The sequence below is a fragment of the Weeksella virosa DSM 16922 genome, from assembly GCF_000189415.1.
GTDB classification, from domain to species: Bacteria; Bacteroidota; Bacteroidia; order Flavobacteriales; family Weeksellaceae; genus Weeksella; species Weeksella virosa.
In genome coordinates this window covers 1,147,919-1,167,281 of record NC_015144.1, presented here as the reverse complement: position 1 = coordinate 1,167,281, position 19,363 = coordinate 1,147,919, and the positions used below count along the sequence as shown (strand labels likewise).

14 protein-coding genes and 1 tRNA gene are annotated in these 19,363 nt (G+C 37.2%); 8 read left to right on the top strand and 7 right to left on the bottom strand.

Annotated features, from left to right (window positions below; genetic code table 11):
- On the bottom strand, window positions 1–990 hold the full coding sequence (locus tag WEEVI_RS05675; protein WP_013598200.1) for an NAD-dependent epimerase/dehydratase family protein: 990 nt from the start codon (window positions 988–990) through the stop codon (window positions 1–3).
- Window positions 991–1,074: 84 nt separating this feature from the next.
- Here WEEVI_RS05675 and WEEVI_RS05670 point away from each other — a divergent pair, with 84 nt between their 5' ends.
- Together WEEVI_RS05670 and WEEVI_RS05665 are read left to right on the top strand one after the other, a co-directional pair.
- On the top strand, window positions 1,075–4,209 hold the full coding sequence (locus WEEVI_RS05670; RefSeq protein ID WP_013598199.1) for a SusC/RagA family TonB-linked outer membrane protein: 3,135 nt from the start codon (window positions 1,075–1,077) through the stop codon (window positions 4,207–4,209).
- 14 nt (window positions 4,210–4,223) lie between these two features.
- Window positions 4,224–5,711 (top strand): RagB/SusD family nutrient uptake outer membrane protein, encoded by a 1,488-nt coding sequence (locus WEEVI_RS05665; protein WP_013598198.1) that lies wholly within the window; start codon window positions 4,224–4,226, stop codon window positions 5,709–5,711.
- A gap of 97 nt (window positions 5,712–5,808) precedes the next feature.
- Here WEEVI_RS05665 and WEEVI_RS05660 read toward each other — a convergent pair whose 3' ends face one another.
- Window positions 5,809–6,765 carry a magnesium transporter CorA family protein gene (locus WEEVI_RS05660; protein ID WP_013598197.1) on the bottom strand — a complete coding sequence of 319 codons (957 nt, stop codon included), beginning with the start codon at window positions 6,763–6,765 and terminating at the stop codon, window positions 5,809–5,811.
- 88 nt (window positions 6,766–6,853) lie between these two features.
- On the opposite strand from WEEVI_RS05660, the gene tyrS reads away from it, so the two are divergent.
- Both tyrS and cls read left to right on the top strand, forming a co-directional pair.
- Window positions 6,854–8,152, top strand: coding sequence for a tyrosine--tRNA ligase (gene tyrS / locus WEEVI_RS05655; RefSeq protein ID WP_013598196.1), 1,299 nt, complete (start codon window positions 6,854–6,856; stop codon window positions 8,150–8,152).
- 77 nt (window positions 8,153–8,229) lie between these two features.
- Window positions 8,230–9,732, top strand: a complete 1,503-nt coding sequence (gene cls, locus WEEVI_RS05650) for a cardiolipin synthase (protein WP_013598195.1) — start codon at window positions 8,230–8,232, stop codon at window positions 9,730–9,732.
- A 16-nt stretch (window positions 9,733–9,748) separates the two neighbouring features.
- On the opposite strand, the gene WEEVI_RS05645 is transcribed toward cls, so the two are convergent.
- Window positions 9,749–10,312: a hypothetical protein gene (locus tag WEEVI_RS05645; protein ID WP_013598194.1), complete on the bottom strand. Its 564-nt coding sequence runs from the start codon at window positions 10,310–10,312 to the stop codon at window positions 9,749–9,751.
- Window positions 10,313–10,400: 88 nt separating this feature from the next.
- Here WEEVI_RS05645 and tnaA point away from each other — a divergent pair, with 88 nt between their 5' ends.
- Entirely contained in the window at window positions 10,401–11,777 is a 1,377-nt protein-coding gene (gene tnaA, locus WEEVI_RS05640) for a tryptophanase TnaA (protein ID WP_013598193.1), read from the top strand.
- Window positions 11,778–11,792: 15 nt separating this feature from the next.
- Here the strand turns inward: tnaA and trpA are convergent, their stop codons facing one another.
- Window positions 11,793–12,566 carry a tryptophan synthase subunit alpha gene (gene trpA / locus WEEVI_RS05635; RefSeq protein WP_013598192.1) on the bottom strand — a complete coding sequence of 258 codons (774 nt, stop codon included), beginning with the start codon at window positions 12,564–12,566 and terminating at the stop codon, window positions 11,793–11,795.
- Window positions 12,563–13,768 carry an endonuclease/exonuclease/phosphatase family protein gene (locus tag WEEVI_RS05630; protein ID WP_041942099.1) on the bottom strand — a complete coding sequence of 402 codons (1,206 nt, stop codon included), beginning with the start codon at window positions 13,766–13,768 and terminating at the stop codon, window positions 12,563–12,565. Before WEEVI_RS05630 ends, trpA begins: the two co-directional genes overlap by 4 nt.
- A 74-nt stretch (window positions 13,769–13,842) precedes the next feature.
- Between WEEVI_RS05630 and WEEVI_RS05625 the strand changes: the two genes are divergently transcribed.
- From WEEVI_RS05625 to WEEVI_RS05615, 3 genes are all read left to right on the top strand, one after another.
- Window positions 13,843–16,623, top strand: a complete 2,781-nt coding sequence (locus WEEVI_RS05625) for a carboxypeptidase regulatory-like domain-containing protein (protein WP_013598190.1) — start codon at window positions 13,843–13,845, stop codon at window positions 16,621–16,623.
- A 25-nt stretch (window positions 16,624–16,648) separates the two neighbouring features.
- Window positions 16,649–18,037 (top strand): DUF5689 domain-containing protein, encoded by a 1,389-nt coding sequence (locus WEEVI_RS05620; protein WP_013598189.1) that lies wholly within the window; start codon window positions 16,649–16,651, stop codon window positions 18,035–18,037.
- A gap of 133 nt (window positions 18,038–18,170) precedes the next feature.
- The gene (locus WEEVI_RS05615) at window positions 18,171–18,611 is read left to right on the top strand and encodes a nucleoside deaminase (RefSeq protein WP_013598188.1); all 441 of its coding nucleotides are present in this window, start codon (window positions 18,171–18,173) and stop codon (window positions 18,609–18,611) included.
- 241 nt (window positions 18,612–18,852) lie between these two features.
- On the opposite strand, the gene WEEVI_RS05610 is transcribed toward WEEVI_RS05615, so the two are convergent.
- Both WEEVI_RS05610 and folB read right to left on the bottom strand, forming a co-directional pair.
- A tRNA-Cys gene (locus tag WEEVI_RS05610) sits at window positions 18,853–18,926 on the bottom strand.
- A 46-nt stretch (window positions 18,927–18,972) separates the two neighbouring features.
- The gene (gene folB / locus WEEVI_RS05605; RefSeq protein WP_013598187.1) at window positions 18,973–19,332 is read right to left on the bottom strand and encodes a dihydroneopterin aldolase; all 360 of its coding nucleotides are present in this window, start codon (window positions 19,330–19,332) and stop codon (window positions 18,973–18,975) included.
- Window positions 19,333–19,363 lie beyond the last annotated feature (31 nt).

Sequence of the window (19,363 nt, the reverse complement as noted above, 5' to 3'; positions counted from 1 at the left end):
CTATTTTAGTTTTTGATATTGATCGAAATGATATGCAATTGCATTTTCTACCGAAATAAAATTATACGAAAGCTTCTCTTTTACTTTATTATTGTCGTATACACTCATTTGTGTGATTGCCTCTAATGTACCTTTGTCTAGCCAAGGCAATCCTATCCAGCGTCCTATTTTTGATAAATAATGAACGGTATATAAAAAAGAGGTTGGGATTTTTTTTATTCTTTTACCATAATAGCCGGCTACTTGCCCCAAAACCAATTGATAGGCTGTATTTTCGCTATTAATCAAGAAGCGTTCTTCATATGCTTTTTCTTTTCGTAAACGTATAATAATTTCTACAACATCACGAACATCAACAAAACCAGTTCCACCAGCAGGTGCAAATCGATTGCTCCAACTTTTCTGAAAGAGACGTTCGCTTTCTCTTTTTCCATCCAAACTACCTATAATAATCGAAGGATTAACGATAATGGTTCTAAGGCCCTCTTGAGATCCACGCCAAACTTCCATTTCTGCTCTGAATTTTGTTAGTGCATAAGAGCTATGTTTTTTACTTTGGTTGAAGTAAGAATCTTCGTCTATTTTTTTGGTAATAGGGTTTCTGTCGTCCATGGTTGCAATAGAACTTAGATAGATAAATTCTTCGACTTTTGCTTCTATCGCTGCATTGACCAAGTTTGTTGTTACTTCTACATTGCTTTCCCAGAGTTGTTTTTTCTTTTTCGGGTCGAAACTGACCATTGCTGCGGCATGAAAAATCGTGGTTACGCCTTGCAACAATTCTGGCAGAGAAGAGATATCGGATAGATCGCCTACTCTCCATTCTATTTTTTGCCAACGATCTATTGCCTTATTTTGAATAAAAAAGCGTTCGACTATAGAAATATCCGAATTTACCCGCCGAAAAGCAATAATTTTTTCATATTCACTTGTCAAACGCAATAGCAGATTGCATCCGACCAAACCAGTTCCTCCCGTTATAAAAATCATCAAACAAAAATAACAAAATTTTCCTTTAACATTTTTTTATAAAATTTTTATTATGTTTACGGTCTGTTAAATTTAAATTAAACCATGAAGAAAAAAATTGTAAAATTAAGTTTACTCCTTTTTCTAGGATTTGGGACATATGCATTTGGACAGACACAGGGTCGTGTAGAAGATGACAATGGCCTGCCAGAAGATGATGTTGAAGTGCGTATCAAAGGAACAAATACCGTAACGTATACGGATGAAAATGGTAACTTTGAGATTGATGCGAAAATAGGAGACACTCTAATCATTAACAATCAAGAGTTCTTGGTAACCTCTACAACCTTAGGAAACCTTAAATTAAAATCAAGCTCTTCTACTATAGACTTGGAAGAGTTGGTAGTAGTTGCTTATGGGGTAGAAAAGAAAGAAAATGTTGTCGGCTCTAACTCTGTTATAAAGCAAGAGCAAATAGAAAACCGTGTAATATCCAACGTAGCCAAAGTATTAGAAGGTTCTTCTCCTGGCGTTCAGGTTTCTACAGGGTCTGGGCAACCAGGTAGTGGATTGAGCGTAAGAATTAGAGGAAATTCATCTTACAATTTATCCAACAGCCCTTTATATGTTGTTGACGGTGCAATTTATACGGGAAGTATTTCCGACCTTAACCCTAATGATATCGAATCGATAAACATTCTTAAGGATGCCGCTTCTACTTCTCTATACGGAGCCTCTGCTGCAAACGGCGTGGTAATGATTACAACCAAAAAAGGAAGAAAAGGAAAGGGTTCTTTTAACTTTAGTGCTTACTCTGGTGTTGTGAGTCGTGGAATAAAAGAATATGAAAGAATTGGTAGTAAAGAGTACTACGTATTAGCTTGGGAAGCAATGCGAAACGGTTATCTACAAACCAATCCTAATGCTACTGTAGAACAAGCGAATGCCTATGCATCTGGAGCACTAATCAAAGATAACCTGAAAAACAACATTTATAATGTAGATGATAGCCAATTAGTTGTAGATGGGATTTTTAATCCAGGCGCAAGCTTACTCTACAATGACTTCGATTGGAATAAATACCTCAACAAAACAGGTCAAGTAAATAGATACGATCTTAACTACGGTGCTTCTACAGAAAATTCTAACTTCTATGCCTCTATTGGATACAATAATGAGGGAGGTTATGTAATTAAATCTGATTTTGAACGTTATACAGCACGTGCATCTGCTGATAGTCAGGTAACTGATTGGTTGAAGCTAGGAGTAAACCTTAGTGGATCGAAAGTTAAAAGTAAATTGGCTAATGATAGTGGAGGCACCTCATACATTAATCCGTTCTTCTTTACACGTTCTATAGGTCCTATTTATTCTCCTTTTTACTATGACAAAACAGGTAAACAGGTGTATGATGATGACGGCAACTTAGTATATGATGGTATAATTAGCCGTGGACGTGGATCAGGAGCTCACAGCGGACGTAACGTTATACAAGAAACTCTATTAAATGATGTTTTGTTCACTGCAGAATCTATCAATTCTAGATTCTTCACAGAACTAAAGCTAGCCAAAGGCTTAACATTTACAGGTAATGCTACCTACGATTATCGAAACGAAAATAACAGACAATATACAAATAAAGTTATTGGCGACGCTGCAGGTACAGGAGCTTTATCAAATGAATTATACAAATATACAGGTACTACAATAAACCAAATACTTAACTATAATAAATCATTCGACAATCACAACTTCAATATTCTTGTAGGGCATGAATCGTATGAATATGGATACGAATATCAATACCATCGTAAGATAAAGGAAAAAGTTTCGAACAATTATGAGTTTTCGAACTTTGTTTTGACCACGACCCAAACAGGGTATAGCAACAAGATAAGAAAAGAGTCATGGTTCAGTCGATTAAACTATGATTTCAATAGCAAATACTTAGTTTCATTATCGGTAAGAAATGATAAATCTTCACGATTTTCAAAAGACAATAACTCTGGAACATTTTGGTCAGCAGGAGCTGGATGGAATATTCATAGAGAAGACTTTTTGTCTCACAACTCAAGCGTTAGTCAATTAAAGCTTCGCTCTTCGTACGGGCAAGTTGGTAATGACGGAGGAAACGGATCTGCACCTGGATGGCAAGCTGATCGCAACCTATATTCACTAAGCTATGATAATGCAGAAGAACCAGGTATCTATATTACACAACAAGGAAATCCTGATCTAACATGGGAATCTAACAATCAGTTTGATGTTGCCTTAGAGTTCGGATTCTTCCAGAATCGTATTTCGGGAGTTGTAGAATATTTCGACAGAAGAACAGAAGACATGATATTCCGAGTACCAACTCCAGGCTCTGCGGGTGTTCCTAATAATGGTATTTACAAAAACGTAGGAACAATGAAAAATAGTGGATGGGAGTTTGGGCTAAACTTAGGGTTAATAAAAAATGAAAGCTTCGAGTGGAACCTGAATCTAGCTGCAACCCTATATGATACTGAAATGATAAAAATGCCAGAAGGTCAAGAAGAAATTATCAGCAATGCTCAACGACTAGCAAAAGGACACTCTCCGTACGATTTCTGGCTTCGTCAATGGTATGGTGTAGACCCTACAGATGGAGCACCTTTATATATTCAAGATCCTAAAATAAATGCCAATGCCGATACACGCACAATGGCAGATGGCACTGTTGTTACAACAAACCACAACAACGCACTATATGATTACTCTGGAACAGCAATACCAGATGTTGGAGGATATTTTAGTACAGAATTCAAATACAATGGCTTTTATCTAAATGCACTATTTACCTATCAAATTGGTGGGAAGATATATGATTCTAACTATGCATCACTTATGGGATCCTATGCAGAAGGTAAAGCAATGCATGTTGATATGCTAAATGCTTGGAAAAAACCAGGTGATATTACAAATGTACCAATTGTAAGTACACAGAACACTTCGGCAGCAGGAGCTGTTTCAAGCAGATGGTTAGTAGATGCGGATTATTTAGCTTTGAAGAATGCACAATTTGGGTACACCTTTAAGCAAGATGATATCAAAAATTTAGGCATAACTGCATTGAAAGTTTTTGTTAGTGGAGAAAACCTATTCTCGGCAACTAAGAGGAAAGGTCTAGAACCTGCTCAATCTTTTAACGGACATACTTCTTATCGTTACACACCATCTAGGATAGTAGCTTTAGGACTAAATGTTTCATTCTAAAAAAATAAAAAATCATGAAAAAAATAAAAATCCTTACATCAACTTTATTAGGTCTAAGCTTACTATTGAGTAGCTGTTCAGATGACTATTTGGATACCGAGCCAACCTCGTCTGTTAGTGAACAAGCAGCAATGTCAACTGCAGACAACTTGATGGCAGCAATAAACGGAATGCATAGAAATATGTATACGAGACAAAACAGAAGTCAAGGACAAAACGGGTACACCGCTCAATTAATCTTTTCTGATGTAATGGGAGATGATGTTATCTTCCCTTCTACAGGAAACGGATGGTTTGTTTCTGCTATACGTTGGTTACACACCAACAACGAATCTGCTAGCGATATTTCCTATCCATGGCTATTTTGGTATTCGATGGCAAGAAATGCCAATACAATTATCACTTATGGTGAAAAGGCCTCAGGAGACCTAGAGTTGAAAGAAAACGCAATAGGGCAAGCTTATGCCTACCGCGCATTTAGCTATTTTCAACTTGTACAAATATATGGCAAGCGCTATGTTGCAGGCGAAGCAAATGCAAACCCTGGAATAGTTGTACGTCTCGACCCAACCGATATCGGACCAAAAGCAAGAGCTACCGTTGCTGAAGTCTATGAGCAAATATGGAAAGATCTAGACAAAGCAGAAGAACTTTTAGAAGGTAAAGACCAAGCAAACGTCTCGCATTTTAGCGTTAACAATGTTAGAGGTCTAAAAGCTCGTGTGGCACTCGTGCAACAAAACTATGCCAAGGCCGCAGAATACGCAGCACTTGCAAGAACACCATTCAAACTGATGTCTCGCGAAGAATATATGGAAGGTTTCAATAATTACAATAACCCAGAGTGGATGTGGGGAATAAAAATAGTAAGTGACCAAACAGACTATTTTGGGAATTTCCACGCATATATGTCGAGAAATTACAGTTCTACACAAATACGACTAGCACCGAAAGTAATGAATGTTAACCTATACAATGCATTCCCGAACTCAGACGTACGTAAAGAATTGGTTGACCCTACGGGCGAACATGCTTCATTAAAACTACCTCGCAACTTTTCGAGACACCCGTACACTTCACAAAAGTTCTTAGCCCAATCTTTTTCGATTTCATTAGGAGATGTTCCATTTATGAGAGCTGCAGAAATGTACCTAATAGAAGCAGAAGCTAAATATAAATTAGGTAACGAAGACGGTTCTAAACTAATCCTTAAACAGCTTATACAAGCAAGAGATAACGAATTTAGCGACTTCACCAAAACAGGAGAAGAATACTATGAAGAAATATTGCTCAATAGACGTATAGAGCTTTGGGGAGAAGGTTTTAGATTTTTCGACCTCAAACGTTTAGGTTTACCTCTCAATAGAAAAGATGCAAACCAAAACACCACAGTTATCAACAATCTATACACGATTGAGCCGAATGATCCACGTTGGCAATGGTTAATTCCGAGGCAAGAAATTAACTCTAACCCTTTGATCGAACAAAACCCAACTCAATAATAGTGTATTAATATTTAATCAGAGACTGTCTTCATAGACAGTCTCTTTTTTTACAAAGAGATATACTAACGATCGTAAGGTCAACCAACTAGTCGTACTATAATATCTGTTTCTTCTTAAACCAAAAATAGATAAAAATAACAATGGCAATCATCGCAACCAAACAAATAGGATAGCCATATCTATAAGCCAATTCGGGCATATATTCGAAATTCATCCCATACACACCAACCATAAAAGTTAAGGGCAAGAAAAATGCAGAAAAAATCGTCAACAACTTCATAATATCATTTGTTTTTTGATTGGATAAAGACATGAAAATCGCAATCAAATTTTGGATATCATCTAAAATCTGAGAATAAAAATGTAGATATTTCTGACTCGATTCTCGTAAATCCTGAAACTGACTAGGATTCTTCTGGAAAATCGTCAGCTCCTTTATCACATCATCCATCAAACTTAGAATTTTCTTGCAGGACGAAGCTTCTCGTTTCAACTGAAAAATTTTCTTCAATGTAATTTTATTCGATTTATCCGAAAAAACAATGGTCTCGAAAGCGTCAATCTTTTCCATCATCTTCTCCCCTGGCAATTGATAAGACAATAAGGTTTGTCGCAAAATATAATACAACAACAATTTCGAATTAATTTTTTGATGATCCCTATTCTTCATCAAACAAGCCTCCTTAGCCTGCACCAGCAAATTGGTTGGTTTTTGATGAATAGTTAACACAATATTCTCGTTGAAATAAACCCCAATTTTGTGACTAAATTCGCGCACAATATTTTGGTGCTGATGTTTATCTTTACCATAAAACCGAACCAAAAGAAAAGAAATCAAAACATCGGATTCGAATTTTGGCAGATGACCAGGCTCTAAATTATCTGCCAAAGTAAAACGATTGAACTGATAAACTCTGCCCAATTCTTCTAATTCTTCTTTGGTAGGATTCTCTAAATCGATCCATTTTAGGGATGCATTTTCGAACAAAATAGATTGCATAAGCGATAAATCTTCTCGGAAGTTAGAAAATTCGCTCCACTTTCCTACCATGATACTAAAAAAATTGCCAGATATATTATACCTTTGTACGATAATTATTTAACGAGTATTTATAAAAAAACCCACCTTAGCAAAAAAAATGAATAACCCTCTAATAGAAGAATTGACATGGCGTGGACTTATCCACAACATCATGCCAGGAACAGCCGAACAACTAAACAAAGAAATGACTACCGGTTATGTAGGCTTCGACCCAACTGCCGATTCGTTACACGTTGGTAGCTTAGTGCCCATTTTTCTGTTAGTGCATTTACAACGTCACGGTCATCGCCCTGTCGCCTTAGTAGGAGGAGCAACTGGAATGATAGGTGACCCAACTGGGAAAAGTGCAGAACGCAATTTACTCGACGAAGAAACCCTAGAAAAATACGTCAACGGAATAAAAGCTCAACTTGCTCGATTCCTCGATTTTGATGGGCGAAATGGCAACTCTGCAATCTTAGTTAACAATTATGATTGGATGAAAGACTTCTCCTTCATCGATTTTGTTCGCAACGTCGGGAAGCATCTAACCGTAAATTATATGATGGCAAAAGACTCTGTGAAATCGCGCCTTTCTGCCGAATCCAACGTCGGTATGTCTTTTACCGAATTTACCTATCAATTGATTCAGGGGTATGACTATCTTTACTTATACGAAAAACTCGGCGTCAAACTACAAATGGGTGGATCTGATCAGTGGGGAAACATCACTACAGGGACAGAACTTATTCGTCGAACGATACAAGGAGAAGCCTTTGCTTTTACTTGTCCTTTGACCACAAAAGCAGACGGAACAAAATTCGGTAAATCTGAAGGTGGAGAAAACATTTGGTTAGACAAAAAAAGAACTTCACCTTATAAATTCTATCAATTTTGGCTCAACCAAGCCGATGCTGATTGCGAAAAATATATCAAAATTTATACATTCCTCGATAAAGAAACTATCGACGATCTCATAGAGCACCATAGAAAAGAACCTCATCTTCGTGAACTTCAACGCAAACTAGCAACCGAAATTACCATCATGGTACACGGTGTTGATGAGCTTCATAAAGCCGAAAAAGCATCGCAGATGTTGTTTGGTAAATCCACCTCAGAAGATCTGAAAAGCTTAGATACCGATACATTCTTATCGGTTTTCGAAGGTGTTCCACAAGCAATAATTACCAAAGAAGATTTAGAAAACGGCTTAGCCATTGTCGATGTTTTAGTAGAAAAATCAGGTTTCTTAAAATCAAATTCAGAAGCGAGAAGAGAATTAGCAACAAATGCTATTTCGGTAAATAAAGAAAAAATTACCGATGAATTTATCCTCGATACTTCTCATCTAATAAACGACAAGTACGTATTACTGCAAAAAGGAAAGAAAAACTATTTTATCTTACTTGTAGAATAGACAAATCCCAAAAATACAACCTAAAAACTCATCCTTTATGATGAGTTTTTTTTATTTTAGTATAATAAGATTTTACCTTGGCAGAAGCAACACATATCCTACATCAACTATGGCAATTTTTGGTAGAGTGGTACTGGATCCCGCTAACGCTTATTTATTTGGTTTTGATTCTTACCATTCTCATCGAAAATAGAAAACCCGAAAAAACTATTGCTTGGATTTTGGTCATTGTTTTTCTACCCATTATTGGTTTATTATTCTATTTCTTTTTTGGGCAAAAATTCAATAAAGAAAAAACATTATCCCGAATAGATACCAAACAACAACGCCAAATCATCGAACGTTGGCACAGCATAAGTTCGTTTAATAGCAGTAACCAACAACTAATTACAGAACAAACCGGTAATTTTAGTAAAGTTTTTCAATATTTGTACCACAGCCTTTCTTCTCCCTCATACCTTGATAATCAGCTAGAAGTATTGATCAATGGAGAGGAAAAGTTTCCTCGATTTCTAGAAGTTCTTCGACAAGCTAAACATCATATCCATCTAGAATATTATATTTTTGAGTTGGACCAAATAGGCCAAGAAGTGATTGAAATTCTCAAAAATAAAGCAGCAAACGGTGTCATTGTTCGCATAATCGTAGATGGATTTGGATCACCAAAACTAATAAAAAAAGCAAAAAAAATTTTTGAGGATAGCTTGATTCAGTGTCAGACTTTTTTACCAGTCCACTTTTCTTCTTTGGCAAATTCTAACTATCGTAATCATAGAAAGATAATGATTGTAGATGCAGAAATTGCTTTTGTCGGGGGTATCAACATTTCCGACCGCTACATCAATACTCCTCCCTACAGCGACAAAAATAAATTGTATTGGCGAGATACTTCTCTCTGCATTCGAGGCGAATCGGTTGATATGTTAGAGTTACAGTTCTGGTTAAGCTGGTCGATGACCCAAGGCCAAATGTACTCGATGGACGAAGCTGAATATCATTTCCCAGAACAGAAAATTACATACAGATCTATTGAGTCTGTTATAGGCTTCTCGTACACTTCACCCGGGTCTGATGTCCCCTCGGCAATGGAATCCATGATTCTAGCAATCTCCTTGGCAAAAGAAAAGATCTGTATCACAACTCCTTATTTCATCCCGTCAGATGAATTCAAGTCTGCCTTATTAATCGCTGTTTCTAGTGGTGTAGAAGTCAACCTCATCCTACCCGAAAAAGGCGATTCGTTTATAGTGCAACAAGCTTCGCTATCTTTCCTTAAAAGCCTGATGAAACGTGGTGTCAATGTTCATCTCTACCAAAAAGGATTTATCCATGCGAAAACGATTACGGTCGATAACGAGATTGCTTTTGTGGGAACAGTGAATCTAGACAACCGAAGTTTTTTTATCAATTTCGAGATTACAGCTGTTTTTTATGATAAGAAAGCAATAAAAAAGTTATACCAACAATTTAAGTTGGATTTACTCGACACGCGAAAAATCACCTATCAACAATGGAAATCTATCCCGATGATTCACCGTGGGATTGCCTCTCTTTGTAGATTATTAGCTCCTTTATTATGATACGGTAGAAAAAAAATCACAACAAAACTAACGATTTTTTAGATCTAAAAAGCTCCTCTATTTCTGGTGGTAAACCGTTGAGGTTATCCATAAAATCATCAAAAAAACCTTTGGTATGGTCTGATAACAAAGCCTGATACATCTCGATCGCATCATCAGAAATAAACAACGGCGTAGACGGCAAATTCATCGTAGGAGAATGCAACAAAACAACCTGAAACTCTTGGCAATCATCTATCGATTTACCCGTCAAAAAACATTGATTTTTTTCTTGCAGTTGCTTCAGCTTTTCAATGACTTGAGTTTTATTTTCTTGGATAATTTGAGCTTTATCATGAAGAAATTGTTGAATATTTTTTTTCGATTCGCTAGAAATATCTCGATTCATTTGCAATCGACAAGCATCGCAAACAGCCAACTCAAAAACCATTACCCAATCATTTTCTAGATAATCTTTTTTATAGGCTTTTTCTACTACAAAGTTCTTATCAACAATCGATACCCGACAAACCGAACAATACCTAAATTGTTCTTGGTTTTGATCGGATTGCATCAAAGAAGTAACATCAAGCTTTTTCATTTTTTAGTACTCTTCTAAAGAATTCTTTAAATCTACTTATTTTTCATCAAAAATTCTCCTACATTTAAAGTTCAAAATCACAAAAAAAATGAAATTACCTTTTATAGAACCGTATCGCATCAAGACCATAGAAGAAATAAATTTTTCTACTCGCGAAGAAAGAGAAAAATGGATAGAAGACGCTGAGTATAATTTGTTTAATCTACAGAGCAATCAGGTGATTATCGATCTTCTTACCGATAGCGGAACCGGAGCCATGTCTGATAAGCAATGGGCAGAAATGATGACTGGTGACGAAAGTTATGCAGGTTCTTCATCCTTCAAAAAACTAAAAGATACGGTGGAGCAACTTACTGGTTTTCCCTATCTTTTGCCAACACATCAGGGCAGAGCTGCCGAAAATGTATTGTTCTCTGTACTGGTAAAAGAAGGCCATATTATTCCGGGCAATACGCATTTTGATACGACAAAAGGGCACATAGAATTTAGGAAAGCACATGCAGTTGATTGTACGATCGACGAGGCTTTCTCTATAGACGATCCTTACCCTTTTAAAGGAAATATCGACATAGAAAAGCTGGAAAAAATATATCAGCAATACGGAAAAGAAAAAATTCCGTTCACCCTGATTACCATTACTTGTAATTCTTCTGGTGGTCAACCAGTTTCGATAGAAAATATTCGTGCCGTGAAAGCCTTATCGGAACGGTATAATATTCCGATTTTTTTTGATGCTGCACGATTTGCCGAAAATGCCTTCTTTATAAAAGAACGTGAAAAAGAATTTCATCATCAAACCATCAAAGAAATTTGCAAAGAAATGTTTTCGTATGCTGACGGTATGACGATGTCTTCTAAAAAAGATGGTTTGGTAAATATTGGAGGTTTTCTAGCACTGAAAAATGAAGAGTTATACCAAGAGGCTGGAAATTTCGGAATTATTTACGAGGGTTATTTAACCTACGGAGGTCTGGCTGGTAGAGATTTAGCTGCTTTGGCACAAGGTTTACAAGAGTCGACAGAACATAGCTATTTGCAAGCGCGTATCGGGCAGGTAATTTATTTGGGTGAAAAACTAAGAAGTTATGGAATTCCAGTACAATATCCGATTGGTGGCCATGCTGTTTTTGTAGATGCACTGGGTTTTTATCCTCACCTAAAAAGAGATGATTTCCCAGCACAAACCTTAGGTATAGAATTGTACAAAGAAGCTGGTGTTCGTGGAGTAGAAATTGGCACTTTATTGGCAGATCGCGATCCAGAAACTAGAGAAAATCGCTATCCAGCTCTCGAGCTCTTACGATTAGCAATCCCAAGAAGAACATATACGCAAAACCACATGGATTATATTGCCAAGGCACTGAAAAATGTTTTCGATCGGAGAGAAGAAGTCACCAAAGGCTACTCTATTGCTTGGGAAGCGCCTATTTTACGACACTTTACTGTGAAATTGAAAAAGAAGTAAAAAAACAAAGGAAGTCTAAGCTTCCTTTGTTTTTATGGAATAAATAAATTGTTCGATAGCTTGATCCAGATTTTCACTTTCGCCGAGCATTTTAAGAAATGCACTCCCTATTATGGCTCCGTTTGCAAACTTAGTTGCTTTTTGGTAATCGGTAGCAGTTGCAATTCCGAAACCTACCAAACTCGGCTTCGACAACTGTTTTTCTTTGATTCTCTTTAGGAAACTTTCGTTATAAGCACTATTACTGGTTCCGGTTGTCGCAGAATTCGATACAATATATACGAAACCAGTTGTGCCATCAATTAATTTTTGCGCACGCTCTTCAGAAGTTTTAGGTGTAACGAGAAACACTACTTTCTGGTCATAGGCTTCGAACATAGCTTGATGTTGTTCTTGATATATTTCTACAGGCATATCAGGAATAATCAAACCAGATACGTTTGTTTTTTTACAGTTTTGTAGAAACTTTTCCAATCCATATTTCATCAATTGATTATAATATCCCATCAATAATATAGGCGTTTGTAAAGGTTGAACGCTTGCCAATTGCTGAAAAAGTACGTCGATAGTGAGCCCATTCTTCAGGGCTTGTTCGCTGGTTTTCTGTATCACCGATCCATCTGCTAATGGATCCGAATAAGGAATACCAACTTCGATAAGGTCTGATCCACTTTTCTCCAAAGCTTTGATTATCTTGGGAGTATCGTCAAGTTTGGGATATCCTGCAGTAAAATAGATTGCTAGTAAATTGTTCTTTTTATGTTTGAAAAGTTGATCTAATGTATTCATTCTGCTTGTTTGATAAGAATAGTATAAATCGGGAAGTGATCCGAATATCCGTCTGCACGATAGGTGTCACCACTCCACATTCTGTAGGGAGTTCCTTTCCATTGGCCATCTTTGGTGATAAGATAATCACGAGTAAAAATTTCGGTTTTAAAAATTCTATACGATGAGAAATCATTCTCTTTGGTCACCAATGAAGCGGTAAAAATAAACTGGTCGAAAAGATTCCATGCGTCACGGTATGCCAGTGTCCCATAACCTTTCTTAAATAGTTTTGTCATCGGATTATAATACCCGCCTTCTTTTACAGAAGACTTATCAGCTGCTGCTTTGAATGTATTCCGGATACTTGGACTCACTGGATCGTCGTTAAAATCTCCCATGGCGATAACTTTTGCATTCGGATTTTTTTGTTTCAACTCATCAAAAATACCTCTCATGACTTTCGCTGCTTCTATCCTACCTGGCATCGAAACTTTTTCACCTCCACTACGTGATGGCCAGTGGTTGACCAAGAAAGAAATTTCTTCACCATCTAAGAGTCCCGTAACCAAAAGAATATCACGTGTATAACGACGAGAGCCATCTTTATCGTAATTGAATATCGGGTAAGGTCTTGCATATGTCACAGTAAAGCGATCTTTTTGATACATCAACCCAACATCTACTCCACGCGCATCGAATGAATTAAAATGCACAACACCATAGTTATACTTATTGAGGAAAGGAGAATTAGCGATATCGATCATGTTTTGACTATTTTCTATTTCGCACAAACCAATAATTACTGGCGGAACTTTGGTTACATCTGTGCCAATTTCAGATAGTACTCGAGCGATATTATTAACTTTTTGGTTATAGCGTTGACTCGTCCAAACTTTTTTTCCTCTTGGTAGAAATTCGTCTTGGAGAATTAGCGGACGGACCACTTTTTTGTTTTTCAGGTTTTCGTAAGTGTACGGCATTTTAAAAGGTTCTGCCTCGTATTTGTCTATATCTTCTACCGGAATAGAGGTATGATAATGAGGATCATTAAACGGTAAATGTCCATTAATATATCCCGCAGACTCTATTGTATCGAAAAGGTTTTCGATATTATAAAAGGCCACCGTAGCACTTTTATATTGTTGCGCATTGGTAATCGTCTGAATTACACATACGAAAAGCAGGTGTAATATTAACGTTAATTTGTGTTTTAGCATCATAAAGTATTAATTATTTCTTAAATTTGTTACCCCATAAAGGTCGCATGTAAAATTAAAAATAAAATTAGTATTGAATGAATAAATTATTATTAAGTCTTTCATTCTTCTTGTCTTTTATGATGGTCGTGTTCGGACAAACAAAAGTACATGGAGTAGTGAAAAATGGTAGCACGGAAAAGGAAGTTTACAACCTGAACGTGAAGCTGGAAGGCTTGTACGAGGAAATGGTAACAACCGATCGGATAGGATATTTCCAGTTTATGAATGTCCCGAATGGCTCGTACACCCTACGAGTAAATGGGCCAAATTATGATCCTTATCTTATAGAATTTACCGTAAGTGGAGAAAGGGATTTGGATTTAGGAGACCTATTTATCAATTACAATCCTGCTTCTGCCGAAGTTGGGCTTATTACATTGAGTGACGATGAAGTTTCTTCAGAGGAATCTTCTCAGGCATCGAGTGCAGGTCTATTACAATCATCGAAAGACATCTTTGCAAGTGTAACCGCCTATGAGCTAGGAGCATATTGGTTTAAGCCACGAGGCTATGATAATAAGTACAGCGATATCCATTTTAATGGTATTCGGATGAATAAAATAGACAATGGCCGAGCAACCTTCAATAACTGGGGAGGTTTGAATGATGTAACTCGTCGTCCACAAGAATTAACTTATGGGATAGACCCTGCAGAAACAGCATTTGGTGATATTGGTGGGGTAACCAATTTCGATACTCGTCCTTCGACAATGCGCAAAGGATTTGGTTTGGCTTATTCAGTATCGAACCGTTCTTACCGTCAGCGCGTAATGTTAACTTACAATTCTGGATTGTCTGAAAAAGGATGGGCTTGGATGATTTCTGGTTCTAAGAGATGGGCAGAAGAAGGAGTAATCGAAGGTACTTTTTATGATGCTTATGCACTTTTCATCGGAGCGGAGAAAAAATTCAACGAACATCATACCTTGAATTTTACGGCTTTTGGAGCACCAAATCGTCGAGCAGGAGGATCGCCAAACACACAAGAGATTATCGATATCAAAGGAATTCATTACAATGCCTATTGGGGGTGGCAAGATGGAGATAAACGAAGTGAACGCGTTCGTAAAACATTCGAACCAGTATTTCAATTAACACATCACTGGAATATCAACCCAAAATCGAGATTAACGACTACACTTTCTTACCAATTTGGTGAAGACAGTGGAACACGATTAGATTGGTTTGCAGCTAGCAACCCATCGCCATCATACTACAGAAATGCACCAAGTTACCATTTATGGAAAACAGGAGCAAATGAAGCCGACTACAATGCCCAACTAGACAAATGGAAAACGGGTAAGGTAGGACAAATCGACTGGAACAGCTTATACCAAGCAAACTACGCAATGTATTATAACTCAAACGAAAAAGAAAGAGGGCGTGCAGTTTATTGGTTAGCAAAAGATGTTACGGCAGATAAAGTATATGCATTTAACTCCAACTTCAAGTCGCAATTAACCGATAAAATAGATCTAGTAGTTGCATTCGCCTATCAGCATACCGAATCGGAAATGTACCGCGAAGTAGACGATCTAATGGGAGCACAATACGTATCGAATGATGATGATTACGCCAACAACACAAAACGCAGAAGCTACAACATGCTCGACCCTGATTATGTAGCTCGTGAAGGTGGTCGTTATGAGTATAACTATGAAGTGGTTAGAAATTTTGCAGACTTATTTATCCAAACGAAATTGAAAGGAGATTTGGTAGATTTCACTTTAGGAGCACATGCTTCGTACACAGATTTCTTCCGTGATGGAAAATATCAACATTATTTATACACGAATAATTCGTATGGAAAAAGTAAAACGTATGACTTTTTCAATTTTGGTGTAAAAACTCAATTCTTATTCAAACTAAACGGTCGTAACTTCGTTTCGTTGAATGGGCAATATTCTACCGAAGCACCTACAGCAGACGAAGTATTCCCAAATGCTCGTCTTCACGATATAAGTATTGCTTCAATCGATAATGCAAAAATCTATACCGGAGATCTTAGCTATATCTATCGTGCACCAAGAATCAAAGGACGTATAACAGCATTCTACACCAAAATAGAAGACGAAACAGAAAAATCTTTTGGCTATATCGATGGACGTCAAGGGCCAACAGGTTCTAATACTTACTTCGCTGCAGAAGTTCTTACAGGAGTAGACAAACAACATCTCGGAGGAGAATTTGCGATCGAAGCACAGGTAACACCAACCATCAAAACCTCATTAGTAGTAGCTGCTGGTCAACACACCTATACAAATAATCCTGACTATTATTTATTTTCTGATGATTTAATGGATCCAACCACAGGAACAGGTGAAGCCTACAAAAACTTTGGAAATACTTACCTCAAAGATCACTTTGTTGCAGCTGGTCCACAAGTTGGGGGGTCATTAGGTGTAGAATATCGTGACCCTAAATATTGGTGGGTAGGAGCATCTGCAAACTATTTAGGAAACAACTATATCGATATGGCAGCGTATAGAAGAACCCGTCATGTATTCGAAGGGTATTCTGGACCAGTTACCGAGGAAGGCCTGAAAATGATTTTCGATCAAACCAAGACTTCAGACGAATTCATGTTCAACCTAAATGCAGGTTTCTCTAAACGTATTGGCAAATACTACGCACTTATCAGTGGTACTGTAAACAATGTTTTCGATAATAAAGAATACATTACTGGAGGATTCGAGCAATTACGTCTAGGTTCTTACACCAATGCAATCAACCCGAATTATCAGAAAAACATCGGGCCAAAATATTGGTATGGAATCGGACGATCTTATTTTGTCAATTTAATTTTTAGATTTTAATTAATAACCCGAAACACTATTAACAATGTATAATATCAAACAATTTTTTCCCAGTATAGCATTTGCCGTTGCTGCGCTTTCTCTCAATTCTTGCGTTCAGGACGACGATTATAAAATGCCACCTATCGACTGTTTAGAAGTTACAAAAGCAACTCATACCCTAGCAGATGTTTTCGCTTTAGTTGGAGATGGGCAATATAAATTCCCAGATAACCAAGACTACATCGTAGACGGGTATGTGATCAGTTCGGATGAAACTGGTAACTTCTACAAAACATTTTCTATCCAAGATAAAGTTTCAAACCCTACGTACGGAGTCCAAATCGAAACCGAAGCTTTGAACCTATATAGCAAATATCCTTTATATGCAAAAGTACAAGTAAACCTAAAAGGATTAATTGCTGGAATGGATAGAGGAGTTCTAAAAATTGGAGTAGATGATCCTTCTACAACCTACATGATAGATCGTATGCCCGAAGAAGTTCTTACCAAAAACGTAGCTAAATTCTGCTATCAAGGAGAAACTCCTGTACCGACCGTTTACGAAAACTTGAAAGACGCCCTGAAAGATGAGCACATCAACACATTAGTAACCATCAAAAATATCCAATTCTTGGATCCTAAAGGAGATGCTACCTATGGTGATGTTACCAATAATCCACCAAAAACACTCAACAGAAAATTGGTAGACCGTTTAGGAAAAACTGTAGACTTACGAAACAGTGGATTTGCAAAGTGGGCTGGTAACGAATTACCAGAAGGATCAGGCGAAATTACCGTAATAGTAAGTAAATACGGTACCAGTTATCAACTGTACATACGTGACACCGATGACGTAAAATTCGATCAACCACGTTTTGGTGACACCGGAGGTGGAGGAAACGAAGGAGGATCGAGTTCTGAAGCAGCCAACTTCTTATTTGCGGGAGCAGACTTTGAAGACTGGACTACTTTTCTCGGTTCACTTAACCGTTTCGGACTTGGAAAAGATTTAGCAGTACAAGGAATCGGATTAGGTAGAGATGGATCTAATGCATTTCATCTAAACGGCACAACCTTAGATACCAACCCATACGTATTTACCGTAAACGCTGGTACGCTTACCATCCCAGAAAAAACAACAAAAATTACGCTTTGGGTAAAAGGAGCTGCCAACAAATCACTTTCATTTAACGTGTATACGACCGATGGTACAATTTTCTTTAACGCAGGAGAATTTGGTTCACAGGACATTTCATTAAATCCTGCCAGAAACAACCAATATATAGGCGCTGTAAACACTAACAACGAGTGGCGTTTGATAACATTAAACATCAATGGTTTAACGCTCAATAAAACAGGTGATTTATTTGCACTTAAAGCAGGATCAAAAACAAAATACGATATAATTATCGATAACATCAAAGTAGAATAATCCAAAGATTCTATCCCAAAAAAACCTCGGAAGTAAACTCTGAGGTTTTTTTTATGATCATAAAGCTTTATCATCATAAAAAAAATAACATTTCGTAAAGAAAGTTGTACATTCGACCGAAGTAAATAATGTGATGGAAAATATTTTTTCGGATGAATATTTTATGCGGAAAGCTTTACAAGAAGCACAAGTAGCTTTTGATCGAGATGAAATTCCGGTTGGTGCTTTGATTGTCAGTCAGAATAAAATCATAGCTAAAACACACAATCTCACCGAAACCCTAACCGATGTTACCGCACATGCAGAAATGCAAGCAATTACGTCAGCAGCGAATTACTTGGGAGGTAAATACCTGAAAGATTGTACGCTCTATGTAACCCTAGAGCCTTGTGTAATGTGTGCGGGAGCTCTGTATTGGAGTCAGATTTCGAGAATAGTTATTGGTGCATCAGATGAGAAAAGAGGTTTCCGCTCGCAACTTGTAAAACTTCATCCCAAAACCCAAATTACAGAAGGTGTATTGGCCAAAGAAAGTACCGAACTAATACAAAAGTTTTTTAAGGATAAACGTTAAAAAAAACAATGAAAACTCATGTTTTCACAACCTCTACAAATACTTCCATAATTAATTTTTTTATTGGCTAATAATAGGATGTAGACCTGTATTTCCCAAACTTTTGCTTAACTCAACGATTCCTTTATTATTATATACTGGGTTTTAGCTTTAGTTGGGTGAACTGAAAATATTGTATCTACGTAGGTAAAGGCTAGAAATAAAAAAGCCAATCACCTATGCAGATGATTGACTTTTTAGTTGGAGGTTCCTAGCGGATTCGAACCGCTGTGGACGGTTTTGCAGACCGCTACCTAGCCTCTCGGTCAAGGAACCATATCATTTCGGATTGCAAATATAAGCAATTATTTAGAAAAGGCAACTATTCGTACTTTTTTTCCATCACTACACTCACTTTTTCTACATGTCCACCAATCGGCGGATTGAGTTTGGATAACTTTACCTTTGCCCATTTTGCCGCAATCAACTCGTTCCCAATGCGCTCTAAAATTCTATGTGCCACATGTTCTAATAACTTCGAGCGCTGTCCTACCTCCTCTTTTACGATTTGGTTAAGCTGCACATAATCCAACGCATCCACCAACTCATCAGACTCACTTGCTTTGGTAAAATCACCTTCCACCTCAAGATCAATCAAATAATCAGAGCCAATTCTTGCTTCTTCATCTAAGCATCCGTGGTTAGCATAGATTTTTATATTTTCTAAAATAATAATCCCCATACTTTTTCTTTTTCGATAGGATGAAATACAC

Coding starts and splice junctions, on each gene's coding strand:
- WEEVI_RS05675 (WP_013598200.1), bottom strand. CDS start 990: ATGATTTTTATAACGGGAGGAACTGGTTTGGTCGGATGCAATCTGCTA.
- WEEVI_RS05670 (WP_013598199.1), top strand. CDS start 1,075: ATGAAGAAAAAAATTGTAAAATTAAGTTTACTCCTTTTTCTAGGATTT.
- WEEVI_RS05665 (WP_013598198.1), top strand. CDS start 4,224: ATGAAAAAAATAAAAATCCTTACATCAACTTTATTAGGTCTAAGCTTA.
- WEEVI_RS05660 (WP_013598197.1), bottom strand. CDS start 6,765: ATGGTAGGAAAGTGGAGCGAATTTTCTAACTTCCGAGAAGATTTATCG.
- tyrS (WP_013598196.1), top strand. CDS start 6,854: ATGAATAACCCTCTAATAGAAGAATTGACATGGCGTGGACTTATCCAC.
- WEEVI_RS05645 (WP_013598194.1), bottom strand. CDS start 10,312: ATGAAAAAGCTTGATGTTACTTCTTTGATGCAATCCGATCAAAACCAA.
- tnaA (WP_013598193.1), top strand. CDS start 10,401: ATGAAATTACCTTTTATAGAACCGTATCGCATCAAGACCATAGAAGAA.
- trpA (WP_013598192.1), bottom strand. CDS start 12,566: ATGAATACATTAGATCAACTTTTCAAACATAAAAAGAACAATTTACTA.
- WEEVI_RS05630 (WP_041942099.1), bottom strand. CDS start 13,768: ATGATGCTAAAACACAAATTAACGTTAATATTACACCTGCTTTTCGTA.
- WEEVI_RS05625 (WP_013598190.1), top strand. CDS start 13,843: ATGAATAAATTATTATTAAGTCTTTCATTCTTCTTGTCTTTTATGATG.
- WEEVI_RS05620 (WP_013598189.1), top strand. CDS start 16,649: ATGTATAATATCAAACAATTTTTTCCCAGTATAGCATTTGCCGTTGCT.
- WEEVI_RS05615 (WP_013598188.1), top strand. CDS start 18,171: ATGGAAAATATTTTTTCGGATGAATATTTTATGCGGAAAGCTTTACAA.
- folB (WP_013598187.1), bottom strand. CDS start 19,332: ATGGGGATTATTATTTTAGAAAATATAAAAATCTATGCTAACCACGGA.